The 14,812-nt window shown below is 69.3% G+C and carries 15 protein-coding genes and 1 riboswitch; of the genes, 7 read left to right on the top strand and 8 right to left on the bottom strand.

From position 1 onward, the window contains the following. Together fadD5 and ACAG20_RS12780 are read right to left on the bottom strand one after the other, a co-directional pair. The gene (gene fadD5 / locus ACAG20_RS12785) at positions 1-1,539 is read right to left on the bottom strand and encodes a fatty-acid--CoA ligase FadD5 (RefSeq protein ID WP_370492790.1); all 1,539 of its coding nucleotides are present in this window, start codon (positions 1,537-1,539) and stop codon (positions 1-3) included. After that, complete coding sequence (locus tag ACAG20_RS12780; RefSeq protein ID WP_370492789.1) at positions 1,536-2,306, bottom strand: enoyl-CoA hydratase; 771 nt, start codon at positions 2,304-2,306, stop codon at positions 1,536-1,538. Before ACAG20_RS12780 ends, fadD5 begins: the two co-directional genes overlap by 4 nt. A gap of 85 nt (positions 2,307-2,391) precedes the next feature. On the opposite strand from ACAG20_RS12780, the gene ACAG20_RS12775 reads away from it, so the two are divergent. Next, a complete protein-coding gene (locus ACAG20_RS12775) occupies positions 2,392-3,624 on the top strand; it encodes a TetR/AcrR family transcriptional regulator (protein WP_370492788.1) in 1,233 nt (410 codons plus the stop codon). A 20-nt stretch (positions 3,625-3,644) separates the two neighbouring features. Here ACAG20_RS12775 and ACAG20_RS12770 read toward each other — a convergent pair whose 3' ends face one another. Beyond that, a complete protein-coding gene (locus ACAG20_RS12770) occupies positions 3,645-4,034 on the bottom strand; it encodes a helix-turn-helix transcriptional regulator (protein ID WP_112683461.1) in 390 nt (129 codons plus the stop codon). Positions 4,035-4,205: 171 nt separating this feature from the next. Between ACAG20_RS12770 and ACAG20_RS12765 the strand changes: the two genes are divergently transcribed. From ACAG20_RS12765 to ACAG20_RS12740, 6 genes are all read left to right on the top strand, one after another. Further along, positions 4,206-8,486 (top strand): HAD-IC family P-type ATPase, encoded by a 4,281-nt coding sequence (locus ACAG20_RS12765; protein WP_370492957.1) that lies wholly within the window; start codon positions 4,206-4,208, stop codon positions 8,484-8,486. A 19-nt stretch (positions 8,487-8,505) separates the two neighbouring features. Further along, entirely contained in the window at positions 8,506-8,904 is a 399-nt protein-coding gene (locus ACAG20_RS12760; RefSeq protein ID WP_370492787.1) for a nuclear transport factor 2 family protein, read from the top strand. 210 nt (positions 8,905-9,114) lie between these two features. Further along, positions 9,115-9,175: riboswitch (Fluoride riboswitch) on the top strand. A gap of 27 nt (positions 9,176-9,202) precedes the next feature. Beyond that, the gene (locus tag ACAG20_RS12755) at positions 9,203-9,652 is read left to right on the top strand and encodes a CrcB family protein (protein ID WP_370492786.1); all 450 of its coding nucleotides are present in this window, start codon (positions 9,203-9,205) and stop codon (positions 9,650-9,652) included. Continuing rightward, positions 9,649-9,999 carry a DUF190 domain-containing protein gene (locus ACAG20_RS12750; RefSeq protein ID WP_370492785.1) on the top strand — a complete coding sequence of 117 codons (351 nt, stop codon included), beginning with the start codon at positions 9,649-9,651 and terminating at the stop codon, positions 9,997-9,999. Before ACAG20_RS12755 ends, ACAG20_RS12750 begins: the two co-directional genes overlap by 4 nt. Beyond that, positions 9,996-10,346 carry a fluoride efflux transporter CrcB gene (gene crcB / locus ACAG20_RS12745; protein WP_370492784.1) on the top strand — a complete coding sequence of 117 codons (351 nt, stop codon included), beginning with the start codon at positions 9,996-9,998 and terminating at the stop codon, positions 10,344-10,346. Before ACAG20_RS12750 ends, crcB begins: the two co-directional genes overlap by 4 nt. Positions 10,347-10,415: 69 nt before the next feature. Next, the gene (locus tag ACAG20_RS12740; protein ID WP_370492783.1) at positions 10,416-11,627 is read left to right on the top strand and encodes an acyl-CoA dehydrogenase family protein; all 1,212 of its coding nucleotides are present in this window, start codon (positions 10,416-10,418) and stop codon (positions 11,625-11,627) included. Positions 11,628-11,641: 14 nt separating this feature from the next. Here the strand turns inward: ACAG20_RS12740 and ACAG20_RS12735 are convergent, their stop codons facing one another. The 5 genes from ACAG20_RS12735 to ACAG20_RS12715 all read right to left on the bottom strand — a co-directional run bounded on the left by ACAG20_RS12735 (position 11,642) and on the right by ACAG20_RS12715 (position 14,767). Continuing rightward, a complete protein-coding gene (locus tag ACAG20_RS12735; protein WP_370492782.1) occupies positions 11,642-12,082 on the bottom strand; it encodes a pyridoxamine 5'-phosphate oxidase family protein in 441 nt (146 codons plus the stop codon). A gap of 89 nt (positions 12,083-12,171) precedes the next feature. Beyond that, on the bottom strand, positions 12,172-12,912 hold the full coding sequence (locus ACAG20_RS12730; protein WP_370492781.1) for an SDR family NAD(P)-dependent oxidoreductase: 741 nt from the start codon (positions 12,910-12,912) through the stop codon (positions 12,172-12,174). Positions 12,913-12,936: 24 nt separating this feature from the next. After that, positions 12,937-13,434: a hypothetical protein gene (locus tag ACAG20_RS12725; RefSeq protein ID WP_370492780.1), complete on the bottom strand. Its 498-nt coding sequence runs from the start codon at positions 13,432-13,434 to the stop codon at positions 12,937-12,939. Further along, positions 13,419-13,877: a nuclear transport factor 2 family protein gene (locus tag ACAG20_RS12720; RefSeq protein ID WP_370492779.1), complete on the bottom strand. Its 459-nt coding sequence runs from the start codon at positions 13,875-13,877 to the stop codon at positions 13,419-13,421. Before ACAG20_RS12720 ends, ACAG20_RS12725 begins: the two co-directional genes overlap by 16 nt. Then, the gene (locus ACAG20_RS12715; protein WP_370492956.1) at positions 13,874-14,767 is read right to left on the bottom strand and encodes a class I SAM-dependent methyltransferase; all 894 of its coding nucleotides are present in this window, start codon (positions 14,765-14,767) and stop codon (positions 13,874-13,876) included. Before ACAG20_RS12715 ends, ACAG20_RS12720 begins: the two co-directional genes overlap by 4 nt. Positions 14,768-14,812: the final 45 nt, after the last annotated feature.

Here is a 14,812-nt window from a genome sequence, read left to right as displayed (position 1 = left end):
CTAGCCGTAGGTCTTGCGCAGCTGGTGTTTGACCACCTTGCCGCTGGCGTTGCGGGGCAACTCGTCGACCAGCACGAGTTCCTTGGGGTGCTTGTAGCGGGCGAGCCGTTCGTTGAGAAAGGGTTCCAGATCGCGCAACGTCAGCGGGGCGTCGCCGGCGGCTTCGGCCACTACGGCGACCACGGCCACCGGGACCTCGCCCCATTTGTCGTCGGCTCGCCCGATCACGGCCGCCTCCCGGATCTGTGGGTGCTCGAACAGCGCGTTCTCCACCTCGGCGCAGTAGATGTTCTCGCCGCCGGAGATGATCATGTCCTTCTTGCGGTCGACGACGTAGACGAAGCCCTCGTCGTCGACGCGGACCAGATCACCGGAGTGGAACCAGTCGCCGGCGAACGCCTCGGCGGTCGCCTCCGGCTTGTTCCAGTAGCCCTGCATCAATGTCGGTCCGCGGTAGACGATCTCGCCGATCTCGCCGGGGGCCACATCATTCATGTTTTCGTCGACTACCCGGGCAGCGATGGTCGGGATCACCTTGCCCACCGAGCCGAGCTTGCGGATGGCGTCTTTCCCGTCGAGGACGCAGGTGATCGGCGACATCTCGGTCTGGCCGAACACCGCGACGTTGAGCGCGTCCGGGAAGGTCTCCGCCATCGCCCGCAGCACGGTGTCCGATGCGGGAGCGGCGCCCCAGCTGATCACCTCCAGAGCCAGGTCCCGTTGCCGCACCGTCGGATCCGCGCAGATGAGCTGCCACTGTGCCGGTACCAGGAACACCGATGTGGCGCGCTCGCGCTCCCAGGCGTCGAGGGTCTCGGCGGCGTTGAACGCGCCCAGCGGGTGGATCACCGTCTTGGTGCCCAGCACCAGGTTGGGGGCGATGCTGCCCAGGCCGGCGATGTGGAACATCGGTGCGGCGCAGAAATAGACGCTGTCCGGGCTGGTCTGCAGGGCCTGGATACAGGTCAGCGATTGGGCCTGCAGATTCGAATGGGACAGGATGGCGCCCTTGGGGCTTCCCGTGGTGCCCGAGGTGTACATGATCAGCGCCGGGGTGTCTTCGGGCACATCGGCGCCGGGATGCGGTTCGCCCGGCTCGCTGATGAGCGATTCGTAATCATCGCCCAGGACGACGGCCACCTCGAGCCCGGTGGTGTTCCGCCGGACCGCATCGATCAGCGGGGCCAGCAACTGATCGGTGATGACGCCCTTGGCCCCACTGTCGGAGACGATGTAGCGGATCTCAGGATCGGTGAGACGGAAATTCACCGGCACCGCGATGGCGCCCAGGGCGTTGATCGCCAACACCGACTCGACGTACTCGGTGTGGTTGAGCATCACGATCAGAACGCGGTCACCGAAGCCGATGCCGCGCCGGAACAGTGCTGCCGCGAGGCGTTCCGATCGGTCATGCAGTTGGCGCCAGGTGGTGTCGGTGCCCCGGCAGCGGAAAGCGACGGCGTCCGGACGCATCTCGGCGTGAATCGCGACCTGGTTCATCCAGTGGTTGCGCCGGGAACGCAACGGCTGTGCGGTCATTCGGCGAACACCGCCTTTCTCTTCTGCAGCATCGCGGTGGCGCCTTCGATGAAGTCCGGTGAGCCCAGCAGCTCCACCTGACCGGCCTTCTCGCGGGCCAGCGCCGCCTCGAGTGATGCGAGGTTGGTGGCGTTGAGTGCTTGTTTGGTCAATTCCAGCGCGCGACGCGGCCCGTGGGCCAGCTTTTCGGCGGCCTGCTGGACCCGCTCGTCGAGTTCCGCGTCGGTGAGCACCGCGTTGATCAGTCCGGCGTCCCTGGCCGCGGTCGCGGGCAGTCGCTCGCCGAGCAGGGCCATCTCGTTGGCCAGGGCCCGTCCGCCGGCGGCGGCGACCAGGGCGGTGGTGCCGCCGTCGGGCATCAGACCGATGTTGGTGAACGACAGCAGGAAATAGGCCTGCTCGGTGGCGTAGATCAGGTCGGCGGCCAGCGCGATGCCCACCCCGACGCCGGCGGTAGGTCCGTTGATCCGCGCGATCACCGGCACCGGGGTTTCGGCGATCGAGGTGACCAGCCGGCCGGCGCAATCCATCACCTCGTCGGGCGTGACGCCACCGGCCGTGGCCGACAGGTCGGCGCCGGTGCAGAACGCCTTGCCTTCACCGGTGATGACGATGACCCGCACCTCGGGGTCGGCGGCCGCTCCGGCGAACACGTCGCCGAGGGCGGCCATCGTCGCGTAGTCGACCGCGTTGAGCCGCTCCGGGTTGGTCAGCGTCACGCGCAGAATCCGGCCGTCGCGGGTGGCGGTGAGTTTCGGGGCCTGCAAGACGTCACTTCCTCTGTGGACGAAAATGTAAATTGGGGTTAACTTATGGGGATCGTACGGGACTGTCAACACGAGGGGGCGATCAGTGACCACCGGCGGGGGATCCGCGGCCACCACCGCGGTGCGGCGTCGCCCCAGGGACCGCAAGGTGCAGATCGTTCGGGCCGCGGCGCGCGCCTTCAGTGACCGCGGCTATCACGCGGTCGGCGTCGACGAGATCGCCGCCGAGGTCGGTATCTCCGGACCGGCGCTGTACCGGCATTTCACCAACAAGTACGCGCTGCTTGTCGCGACCGCCGAGTACACCGCGCAGGCGCTGGTGACTGCGGCGCAGACCGCCGACGATCCGGACCAGTCGCCGCAGGACCGGTTGCGCGCGATCATCGGCGCGCTGATCGAGGCCACTATCGGGATGCGGCGCGAGGGCGCGTTCTACCGGTGGGAACGGCGCTACCTGCAACCGGCGGATCGCGGGCGCATCCGGGGCAGCTACGACGCGCTGAACTCCGCGCTGGCCGATCCGCTGGCCGCGCTGCGTCCGGGGCTCACCGCCGCCGACACCGTGACGCTGGCCGCCGCGGCGTTGAGCGTCATCGGCAGCATCGCGGCGCACCGGACCCGGCTGGCCGCCGCGCCGCTGCAGTCGTTGCTGGCCGAGTTGTGCTGGTCGGTGCTGACCGTCGACTTGCCCGCTGCGCCGGCCGGTCCCGTGCCGCGGCGATCCGAGCGGGGACTGCCGAGCACGTCCAAACGCGAACGACTGCTCACCGAAGCCATTCGGGTGTTCGGGCAGCGTGGCTTCTACGAGGCCAGCATCGAGGAGATCGGCACCGCGGCCGGTTTGCAGGGTTCCAGCGCCTATCGCTACTACCCGAGCAAGGCCGCACTGCTGGTCGCCGCGTTACAGCGTGCCAGTGACCGGGTGCTGTTGGCCATCACCGATGCGCTGGCCGAGTCGAGCGATCCGCGCGAGGCGGCCACCCGCATCGCCGAGCGTTACACCGCGCTGTCGTTCGCCGCACCCGACCTGATCAACATCTACTTCGCCGAGTTCGCCAACCTACCCGAGCGCGACCAGACCCATCTTCGGGCGTTGCAACGGCAGAACGTCAACGAGTGGGCCCACCTGCTCGGGCAGGTCGGGTCAGCAGAGACCGAAGCGGTGTTTCGTGTCCATGCGGCGCTGGCCCTCGTCGTCGATATCGGCCGCCTGGTCAACTTCGACGACACCGATGAGCAACGGGCCCGGGTCCACACCCTGATGGAGGCCGTGCTTTTCGGCGCTGAGCCCAGCCGACTCGCTACTTTCGCACCGTGACCGCCTCATTCAGGCCTGGGTCACCGATCCTCGCGTGGTCCTAACGGCGGGTCCGGCGCGAGGGTGCCGTCCGGTGCGATGTGGGCGAAGATCTGCTGGAGCAGCGTCAGGATGTGCGGATCGTCGACGGTGTAGATGTGGTGGCGTCCTTCGCGCCTGGCGCGAATCAATCCGGCCAGTCGCAGCTTGGTCAGATGCTGGCTCATGGTGGCGACGTTGATGCCGGCCCGTCCCGCCAAGGTGGTGACGTCATAGGCGCCCTGCGCTGCCAGCCAGAGCACGTGTAGCCGCGCCGGGCTGCTGAGCAGCGCGAACGTGCTGGCCGCCGAGGCGAGCTGCGGACTGGTCGGCTCTTCGGATCGGCTGGGGGAAGTCATGTCTTCGGGTGGCCGTTCTTGATGTTTTGCCATGGCGGCATTCATTTTGGCCCAACACCCATGGCGGGCTTCGGTGAACGACACATTCGCATAGTTGCGTAACCATCAAAGTGTCGACAGAATTGGGCGGTTGCTGCCGCGGGTTACCTGCCCGGGCCGCTCAGCGCCCACCGTCAGATCACACGATTGGTTGTTGTCGACTTGATCCGGACATCCTTGTTGCTACGCCCGGTCACCTTGGGGATCCAGGCGACCACCACACTCGTCGACGCGACGGTTCGCGGCGCCTCGGCCGCCACCGAAGCGGTCGGCGTCATCGCGTCGGCCGGCCTGCAGGTCGCCTCGGTGCCGGTTCGCGAAGCCGGCCGGCTGCGGTCCGGCGAGATGGCATCGCTGACCCGACGCTGCTGGAGCGGCGAGGACCGCGCCTGGATCGAGGTGCGCGGACTGCCCGGTGGCGGAGAACTCGGGCGCCACGTTCTCGACGCGCTGGGCGCCCAGCCGGGTGTGCTGTCGGCGAGGCTGAACCTGCCGCTGTCGCGGGTCGTGGTGGAGCTTTCGGCCGACGGCGACCGGGCCTCGCTGAATGACCTGTGCCGCGTAGTCGCAGAGACCGAACGGCGGTGCCGCCGGGACGACGGTTCTGCCGCCGATATCCCGGCTGCCCCCGCGCCGGCCGCCTTACCCGGCGATGGTCTGCTGCTGGCAGCCCGGGGAGTGATGGTCGGGGTCAACGCCGCCGGGCTGGCCATCGCGCTCGCCGGATGGGCGCTGCGGCTACCGCAGGCTCCCGTCGCCGTCGACGCCGCAGCGGCCCTGGTGAACTACCAGCCGTGGCTGCGCCGCCAACTGGTCGACCGGATCGGTACCGGCCCGGCCCACACGGTGCTGTCGCTGATCTCGACCGGTTCGCGCATCGCCACGCTGTCGCCGGCCGCGCTGGCGGTGGATCTGGCGTTGCAGGGCATCAAAGCCGCTGAGAACCAGGCCGGAGCACAGGCCTGGGGCCGCCACGAGCCGCAGCTGGCCAGGCACGCCGAGCAGGCCGAGGTCCAGCTGCCCGCCCGCCCCGTGCCCCTGCCGGAGGGGGCCGCCGACCGCTACGGCAACCGGATGGCGTTCGTGCAGTTGATCGGCGCCGGTGTGGCGGGCGTCTTCAGTCGCAGCCTCACGGTGGCCGCGACCGCAGCGGTGGTGACGGGGCCGAAAGCCCTGCGCACCACCACCGAAGCGTTTGCGGCGACCCTGAGCCGAGCGTTGGTCGAGCAGCATGCGGCACTGCCGCTGCGCCCGGAGGGGCTGCGCCGACTCGACCGGGTCGACGCGGTGCTCATCGATCCTCGGGTGCTCTTCGCCGGCGGCACCCGTCACCCGCTGACGACGGCGCTGCTGGCCGAGGCGCGGGCCTCCGGAGCGCAGTTGGTCACCCTCGACGTGGCCGAGCTGGGTGAGCTGCGACCGGTGTTCGACGAGCTGGCCCCGGACCGCGGCGGGGCCTTCGACGAGGCTCTCGCGGCCGCGTTGGCCGGTCTGCAGCAGGACGGGCGCACCGTGGCGGTGTTGTCGTCGACCGCCGCGCAGGCGTTGGCGTGCGCCGATGTCGGCCTCGGGGTCATGCCTGATTCCGCCTCCACCGCACCGCCGTTCGCCGCCGACCTGCTGCTGGCGGATCTGACCGGCGCCTGGCGGGTGCTGCATGCGCTGCCGGCGGCGCGGGCGGCCACCGAACGGGGCATTTCGTTGTCCACCGGGGCCACCGCACTCGGTGCGGTGCTCATGGTTCCGGGTGTGCGGGCCGGCCGGGGCAGGGGCCCCGGGCCGGTCACCGCCGGGGCGGCGGCCGGGCTGGTTTCGGGATACCTGCTGGCCCGCGGGGTGGCCCGGACAGCAGCGCCGCGACCCGCGCCCGCCTATGAATGGCACACGATGTCCATCGACCAGGTTCGCGACATCCTGCCGCCGCCCGATCTGGGCAGGGCCGCAACCGAACTCGTCGAGCAGCCGCCCGCCATGGTGTGGCAGTTCGTCAAGGCGGTGCGCGCCGAGCTGTCCGATCCGTTGATGCCGGTGCTGGCGCTGTCGTCGGCGGCCACCGCGATGCTCGGCTCGCCGGTAGACGCGATGCTGGTCAGCACGGTGTTGATCGGCAACTGCATGCTGGCGGCCGCGCAGCAGCTCCAGGCCGAGAACCGGCTGAATCGCCTGCTGGCGCAACAGGCCCCGCCCGCCCGGATTTTCGACGACGGCGGAGGCTACGGCGAGATCGACGCGGATCGGCTGCTGCCCGGCGCCCTGATCGAGGTCCGCAGCAATGAGGTCGTGCCCGCCGACGCCCGCCTGATCCAGACCACCGACCTCGAGGTCGACGAATCCTCGCTCACCGGCGAGTCACTGTCGGTGGACAAGCAGACCGCGGCCACCCCGGGTGCGGAACTCGCGGATCGGCGCTGCATGCTCTACGCCGGTACGACGGTCGTCGCAGGCACCGCGGTCGCCCTGGTCACCGCGGTCGGCGCCGACACCCAGGCGCGCCGCGCCGCCGAACTGGCCGCCGGACAACTGCCCGTCGTCGGCCTGCAACACCAGCTCAGTCAGCTCATGAGCCGCGCCTTCCCCGCCAGCGCCGCCGGCGGGCTGCTGGTGGGCGTGCTCGGCCTGCTGCGCGGCGGGGGGCTTCGCCAGGCACTGGGCAATGCGATCGCGGTGGCGGTGGCGGCGGTGCCCGAGGGGATGCCGCTGATGGCGACCCTGGCTCAACACGCCTCGGCGCAGCGGCTGAGCGAATCCGGTGCGCTGGTACGCATTCCCCGCTCTGTGGAGGCACTCGGGCGCCTCGAGGTGGTCTGCTTCGACAAGACCGGAACGCTGAGCGAGAACCGGCTTCGGGTCACGGCGGTGCACCCGGTGGCGGGGCACAGAGACGACGACGTGCTGCGTTGCGCGGCCAATGCCGCACCGGCCCCCGAGGGCGCCCTGCACGCCCACGCCACCGACCAGGCCGTCATCGAAGCGGCCGCCGACATCGCCGGCCCACGGTGGTCGACTCCGGACGCCCACCTGCCGTTCCGTTCCGGGCGCGCGTTCTCGGCGTCGGTGTCCGGCCGGGAGTTGGTGGTCAAAGGCGCCCCGGAAGTGGTGCTGGCCGCCTGCCGCGGTCTCGGGCCGGATGTCGGCGACCCGGTGGCGCAGTTGGCCGCCGGGGGACTGCGGGTGATCGCGGTGGCGCACCGGCGGCTGACCGCCGCGCAGGTGCAGTCGCTGCGCAACGACCCCGACGCCATCACCGGACTGTGCCGCAGCGGGTTGAGCCTGACCGGTTTCCTCGGTATCTCCGACACCCCGCGCGCCGCCGCACCGCAACTGCTGGCCGACCTGGCCGAGCGGGGCGTGGGCATTCGGCTCATCACCGGTGATCACCCCATCACCGCAACCGCGATCGCCGCGGAACTCGGGGTGCCGGTCGGCGCTGCGCAGGTCATCACGGGATCGGAATGGAATGCGTTGTCGCGCAAGGGCCAGGAACGCGCCGTGGCAGAGCGGGTGATCTTCGCCCGGATGTCCCCGGAGAACAAGGTGCAAATCGTCCAGACCCTGGAACGCAGCGGACTGGTCTGCGCCATGGTCGGTGACGGCGCCAACGACGCGGCGGCGATCCGGGCTGCCAGCGTCGGACTCGGCGTGGTGGCCCGCGGCAGCGACGCGGCGCACGCCGGTGCCGACATCGTGTTGACCGACGGGCGGATCGACGCGTTGGTGGACGCCATCGACGAGGGCCGGCGACTGTGGCGCGGCGTGCAGCTGGCGGTGACCGGCCTGCTCGGCGGCAACGTCGGCGAGGTGATCTTCGGTGTCGTCGGCAGCGCCCTGACCGGAAGCTCGCCGCTGAACAACCGCCAGCTGCTGCTGATGAACATGCTGACCGACGCGTTGCCGGCCACCTCCGTGGCGGTGAGCACGCCCGCCGGACCGGCGCAGCGCGTCGTGCATGGCATCGACGAACGCAAGCTGATGCGTGCCGTGGCAGTCCGTGGCGCGATCACCGGGGCGGCCGCCAGCGCGGCCTGGGCGATGGCCTCGGTGACGGGACGTCCGCAGCGCGCCGCCACCGTCGCATTGATCACGCTGGTCACCACCGAGCTGGCTCAGACCCTGGTCGATTCCCACGCGCCGTTGGTGTTGCTCACCGCCGCCGGTTCATTCGCGACCTTCGCGGCGATGATCAGCATCCCCGGCATCAGCCAGCTGCTGGGTTGCACCCCGGTGGGCCCGCTGGGCTGGTCGCAGGCGTTGGGGTCGACCGGCGCGGCGGTGCTGGCGATCGCAGCGGCACCCCACCTGCTGCGCTCCCGCCGGGACGGCGCGCGGGCGCCGGACAGCGGCACCGAGGCGACTCGCTCGACGGCCAGTGTGCAGCCGCTGCGCCCCGGGGTTGCCCGGGATGTCGCAACGGCGGTTGATGCCGCTACCGTGTGGGCCACCGTGTAAAAACGCAGAGAGGCCTCGCATGCACCCGTTCCGGCAAGCCGTCGAGGCCCGCGACGCCGCGGCCATGGAGGCGCAGTTGGCCGACGATGTCGTGTTCACCAGTCCGGTGGCGTTCAAGCCCTACCCGGGTAAGCCGATCACCGCGGCGATCCTGCGCGCGGTGATGCGGGTCTTCGAAGACTTCCGGTACGTCCGCGAGATCGGCGACCCGGCGGGCCGTGACCATGCCCTGCTGTTCGAGGCGTCGGTGGCCGGGAAGCGGCTCACCGGTTGCGATTTCCTGCATGTGGACGACGACGGCAAGATCGACGACTTCATGGTGATGGTGCGGCCGCTGTCGGCGGCCACCGCGCTGGCCGAGGCCATGGCAGACCAGTTCGAGCAGATCACCCGGGAGGCCGCTGAACCCGGCGGTTAGCGAGGCTCGACGGAGGAGATGCGAAGCTGGGACCGCCGCATAAGCCCGGCGGTTTAGCGAGGCTCGACGGAGGAGAGGCGAAGCTGGGACCGCCGCATAAGCACGGCGGTTTAGCGAGGCTCGACGGAGGAGAGGCGAAGCTGGGACCGCCGCATAAGCACGGCGGATAGCGGAGAATCAGGGCCGCGCACCGTTCGATCGGTGGTTATAGTTGACCGCGGCGATGAAGCTCGCCATAACCGCCGCCCCGGCTGATGGCTTCTACCACGTGAATTGCGCGCGGGGTTGGAGGTGTGACATGACCGCCGGTCCGGATTTGTTCGTGCGACGCCGACGGTCTCACGCAGTCCGCGAGCAAATACCGGTGGTCGCGGCCGTCGCCGTCGGCGGCGCCATCGGAGCCTGCGCCCGCTACGGGCTTGAACTGACGTGGCCCACCCCGGCTGGCGGGTTCCCTTGGGCAACATTGGTTGTCAATGTCACCGGGTGCGCGTTGATGGGCGCGTTGATGGTGGCGATCACCGAGCTGTGGGTGGGGCATCGGCTACTGCGCCCGCTGCTGGGTACCGGGGTGCTGGGGGGCTACACCACGTTCTCCACGTTCGCCGGGGATGTCGACACTCTTGCCGCAGCCGGTCATCCGGTGCGGGCCCTGGTTTATCTGATCACCACTCCGGTGCTGGCGCTGATCACTGCCTGGACCGCGGCGGCCCTGACCCGACGTCTGATCATCCGGAGGACATCATGACCCAGCTGAGCGGATCTGCGTTGCGCCTGACGGTGTTCGTCGGCGAAAGCGACACCTGGCATCGCAAGCCGTTGTTCAGTGAGATCGTGCACCGGGCTCGCCGGGCGGGTCTGGCCGGTGCGACGGTGTTTCGCGGTGTGGAGGGTTACGGAGCGTCCTCGGCGATCCACACCACCCGGCTGCTGTCGCTGTCCGAGGATCTGCCGGTATCGGTCATCATCGTCGACACCGAGGAGCGGATCCGCGCCTTCCTGCCGCAACTCGACGAGCTGGTCAGCGAGGGCCTGATCCTGCTCGACGAAGTCGAGGTCGTCCGGCACGTCGGTCGACCCGCCGAGCGCACGTGACCTGGCTGCTGGTCATCGCGGGCGCCTCGGTGGGAGCGCCGCTGCGGTACCTGACCGACCGATTCGTCCAAGTCCGCCACCACACCGTATTTCCGTGGGGCACGTTCACGGCCAACGTGCTGGGCAGCTTAATCCTGGGTGTGCTCACCGGTGCGGTCGGCGACGAGCGACTGCACCTGCTGATCGGCACGGGCCTGTGCGGGGCGATGACCACGTATTCGACCTTCTGCTACGAGACCCTGCAGCTGGCCGGCGCCGGCGCACGGCTTTACGCGCTGGCCAACCTGGTGCTGACGTTGAGCTGCGGGCTCGGCGCCTACTACGTCGGTAGCGTTGTGGCGCGCTGATCGAGGGCGATCGAGGTGCCAGAATCAACCCGGCGGTCCGCGCCGTCCCACGACCTCCCAGGAGAAACCATGACGTTCTCGATAGAGCTCAGCGATGACGTGATCGAGGTCCGCGACTGGGTGCACCAGTTCGCCGCCGACGTCGTCCGCCCGGCCGCCGCCGAATGGGACGAGCGCGAGGAAACGCCCTGGCCGATCATCGCCGAGGCGGCCAAGATCGGGCTCTACTCACCGGAACTGTTCGCCACCCAGGCCGCCGAGCCGAGCGGGATCGGCATGCTGACGGTGTTCGAGGAACTGTTCTGGGGCGACGCCGGCATCGCGTTGTCCATCCTGGGCACCGGTCTGGCCGCGGCCGCCTTGGCGGGCAACGGAACTCCCGAACAGCTGGGCCGCTGGTTGCCGGAGATGTTCGGCACCGCCGACGAGCCCAAGCTGGGGGCGTTCTGTTCGTCAGAACCCGACGCCGGCTCGGATGTCGGCGCGATCCGTACCCGTGCCCGCTTCGACGAAGCAACCCGTGAGTGGGTGCTCAACGGCACCAAGACCTGGGCCACCAATGGCGGCATCGCCAACGTGCACATCGTGGTGGCCTCGGTCTACCCCGAACTCGGCTCGCGTGGCCAGGCCACGTTCGTGATCGGACCCGATACTCCGGGGTTGAGCCAGGGGCAGAAGTTCAAGAAGCACGGCATCCGGGCCTCGCATACCGCCGAGATCGTGCTGGACAACGTCCGGCTGTCCGAGGACATGATCCTGGGCGGCCGGGAGAAGTTCGAGGACCGCGTCGCGCGCGTCAAATCCGGTGCGTCGGCCGGGGGCCAGGCCGCGATGAAGACCTTCGAGCGCACCCGTCCGACGGTCGGGGCGATGGCGGTCGGGGTGGCACGTGCCGCCTACGAATACGCCCTCGACTACGCCTGCCAGCGTGAGCAGTTCGGCCGCAAGATCGGCGAGTTCCAGGCCGTCGCCTTCAAGTTGGCCGACATGAAGAGCCGCATCGACGCTGCCCGGCTGCTGGTCTGGCGGGCCGGCTGGATGGGACGCAATAACAAGGCCTTCGACAACGCGGAGGGCTCGATGGCCAAGCTGGTCGCCAGCGAGACCGCGGTCTACGTCACCGACGAGGCGATCCAGATTCTCGGCGGCAACGGCTACACCCGCGACTATCCGGTGGAGCGGATGCACCGCGACGCCAAGATCTTCACCATCTTCGAGGGCACCAGTGAGATCCAGCGGCTGGTCATCGCCCGGGCGCTGACCGGTCTGCCGCTGCGCTGAGCGCTCGACGCACGTCAGGTTGCGGTACCGGAGAAGACGAACCGGGTGCAGTCGGTGGGGAAAGCGAACCAGGCGAGGGCCCGTCGGGGGGCGATCATGCGCAACCCGCCGCCATCCGGTCCCGCCCAGGCATCGGGGCCCGGAGCGTACTGCGGGTGGTATTTCTCAAACCTGGTCGCCAATCGGGCACCGAGGTCGTCTGGGTCTGCCGACGTCGCCGTGGAGACACCCTCGACGATCACTACCTGCGTACCGCTTTCCAGCGTCAGGGTGCAAGCCGGGTTGTCCTGGAGGTTGCGGGCGTGCCGGGTGGTTGGCGCACCGTCGTAATAGAACCGACCGTCGAGCCACACGCCCCACCGCGGTACGGAGTGCGGGGAGCCGTCCGGGCGGACCGTGGTCAACCAATAGTGCTGTGACGCGATGAGTTGCTGTTCGACTTCCGGCCAGCTCAATAAGCCCTCTGTGGAAGTCGGCAGCCCGTAACCCTCTGGCAGGGAGGGACGCGTCGCGGTGGGGCCCAGTGTCGGTTCCATAGCCGCTGCTAACCGGCCGTTTTTCCATTGTCGGTCATATACACCGCGCCGTGGACCGCGGCCGCGGCGTCGCTGGCCAGAAAGGCGATCACCTCGGCGACATCCCCGGGCGTGCTCATCCCGCGCGGCGAGGCCACCCGCATGATCAGGTTGACGTCGGCGCCTTCGGGCAGCTGAAAGTTCGTCACCTGCGGTGTCAGCATCCCGCCCGGACACACTGCGTTGACCCGCAACTTCTCCGCGGTGAACTCCACGGCCAATGCGCGGGTGAGCCCGACCAGTCCGTGCTTGGCCGCGCAATAGCCGGCCGAGTACGCCTGGCCTTCCACCCCGGCGATCGAGGCGACGTTGACGATGTTGCCGGCCGTCTCCAGCAGGTGCGGCAACGCCGCGCGGCACAGGAAGAACGGCCCGTTGAGATTGACGGCCAGGTCGTGGGCCCACTCGTCGTCGGTGACGCCGAGGGTGTGGCGCATCTGGTGGGCGCCTGCGACGTTGACCAGGACATCGAGTCGGCCGAACTGCGCGACGCACTCTTCGACGGCACTCGTGCAGGCCGGCGCTGTGCCGATGTCGGTGCTGGCGAACCGGCCTCCGGGCACATCGGCGAAGACCGCGGCCAGCCGGTCGGCGTCGCGCGCCACCCCGAACACGGCTGCTCCGCGCCGCGCGAACAGCTGCGCCACCGCCGCACCCAGGCCCGACGAGGCGCCGGTCACCAAAGCCACTTTGCCGCACAGATCGGTCATGGGCACAACCGTATCCGCTGGTGCTCAGTGACTTGTGCGCCGGCGCAGCGCGGCCCGCGCGAACGCGAGCACTACGCCGGGTGAACCCAGCAACAATTGCAAGATCTGTAGCGGATGCCGGGTGGAGCGCACTTTCAAGAAGCTGTAGACATGCACGGCGCGCACCTTCGCATGCGCATCGAACCGCCAGACTTCGATACCGCAACCGTCGCGCCGGCCATCCGGACCGCCCCACCACTCGTTGACGATGGTGTCCCCGGTGGTGGCGATCAATCGCTTGGACAGCCGGAACCGGCGCGCCTCGAACACCGCGCACGAGCGCGCCCACGCGGTGTAAATCGCCTGCACGCCAACCGATTCCTCCCGGGCACCGTCGGAGATCATCACCAGCCGCGCGTCGGTGGCATAGAGCTCATAGACCACGTCGGGCCGGTGGTCGTTGGTCGTGTCCTGCACGAACTCGACGAACGCGGCGGCGTCGGAGGGCCGCCGCCCGATGGCACCGGTCACCGACGGGTCCACCGCGAGCGCACCGCCGCGACGCCCGGCCGAACTCCGGCCCGCAACAGCGCGAGCAGTCCGCGCGGCCGCAACGCGGCCGACACCAGCTGCGCCGTATCGCAATACAGAATGCGCCGTCGCACCCGTCCGAGCTCGTCGAGTTCGTAGCGGTCGACGGCCGGCCACGTCACGGTCCGGCCACCGAAGGTGCCGATGATCCGGAACTCGATGTAGACCATCTCGTCGGCCGTCACCGCCGAGTTGACCACTTCGATGTGCAGATCCGGCACCAACGTGAAAACGCGCTTCCAGTAGGCGCCGGCGGCTTCCCGGCCCCGCACATCGGCGAGCAACGGCTGGACGTAGCAGACGTCTGGGTTTGTCAGCGCATCCAGGCGCTCGACGCTCGGAGCGGACCACACCTGTTGGAAGCGTTCGACGAAGGAAGTGGCGACCTCGGTCATCCGTTCGTCCTTTCGGCGCAGACGATGCCCAGCCAGTCGTCACCGGCCAATCCGCTGACATGAGTCGGGTCGTAGCGGTCCAGGAGTTCGGCGACACCGGCCTGGTCACGCCTGCGGAAGCCATACTCGGCCAGCAGCGCGGCCATCTCGGGTGCGGTGAACCCGCTGCGGTAGGGCTCGCCGCGCCGGGCGACCACTCGGGCCACCCGTCGGGCACTGGCCCACGGAGTATCTGCGGTGACGACGGCGGCGTCGAGGTAGTCGGCGACCAGCCGACTGCCCGGCGCGCACAGTGCCGCCAGGTCGCCCAGTGTCGCGTCGATCGCATCAGCGCTGAGGTACATGCTTACCCCCAGCCAGATGACGAGGCTGCGCCGTTGCGGGTCGAACCCGTTGGCCGCCAGGCGATCCCGGAGCACGTCTTGTTCCAGATCGCACGGCACCCAGACGATGTGGCCTGCGTGCGGTGCCGCGAGCAGTCGCTCGGTCGTCGTCCGCTTGCCGGCCTGCGTGGTCGGCGCGTCGACTTCGAAGATCGTCACCGCGGCGTGTGCCTGGCGCAGGCTGGTCGGGTCGTAGCCGGCACCCAGCAGCACCAGTTGGTCGATCCCGTCGCGGCGGGCGGCCGCGCAGACGTCGTCGGTGAAGCGGGCACGCAGCACGATATGTGCGTGCAGCCCGCCCCAGCGCCGGTCGAAGGCCCGCAGTGCCGCATCGCCAATCCACCGATGGGCCAGCAGCACCCGCAGCGCGGGATGGCCGACGAACTGCCGGGACCACGGATCGTCGAGCAGGCGCCGCTGCGGTGACCGCATGGACTCCGCGGCTCGCTGGGCGGCGTTGATCTGCGCGGTCAGACTTGCCGTCCGATTCAGGCGCCGTTCGGTCAGCGGGGCAGAAGCGGTCACCCGGACAACGCTATGGCCCCAGTGGTC

The organism is Mycobacterium sp. pW045, assembly GCF_041287085.1.
In the GTDB taxonomy this organism is placed as follows: domain Bacteria; phylum Actinomycetota; class Actinomycetes; order Mycobacteriales; family Mycobacteriaceae; genus Mycobacterium; species Mycobacterium algericum_A.
This window is presented reverse-complemented; position numbering and strand designations above follow the sequence as displayed.

Bases quoted from the DNA above. Each gene is read 5' to 3' on its own strand.
- fadD5 (WP_370492790.1), bottom strand. From the start codon at position 1,539: ATGACCGCACAGCCGTTGCGTTCCCGGCGCAACCACTGGATGAACCAG.
- ACAG20_RS12770 (WP_112683461.1), bottom strand. From the start codon at position 4,034: ATGGCAAAACATCAAGAACGGCCACCCGAAGACATGACTTCCCCCAGC.
- ACAG20_RS12760 (WP_370492787.1), top strand. From the start codon at position 8,506: ATGCACCCGTTCCGGCAAGCCGTCGAGGCCCGCGACGCCGCGGCCATG.
- ACAG20_RS12755 (WP_370492786.1), top strand. From the start codon at position 9,203: ATGACCGCCGGTCCGGATTTGTTCGTGCGACGCCGACGGTCTCACGCA.
- ACAG20_RS12750 (WP_370492785.1), top strand. From the start codon at position 9,649: ATGACCCAGCTGAGCGGATCTGCGTTGCGCCTGACGGTGTTCGTCGGC.
- ACAG20_RS12740 (WP_370492783.1), top strand. From the start codon at position 10,416: ATGACGTTCTCGATAGAGCTCAGCGATGACGTGATCGAGGTCCGCGAC.
- ACAG20_RS12730 (WP_370492781.1), bottom strand. From the start codon at position 12,912: ATGACCGATCTGTGCGGCAAAGTGGCTTTGGTGACCGGCGCCTCGTCG.
- ACAG20_RS12720 (WP_370492779.1), bottom strand. From the start codon at position 13,877: ATGACCGAGGTCGCCACTTCCTTCGTCGAACGCTTCCAACAGGTGTGG.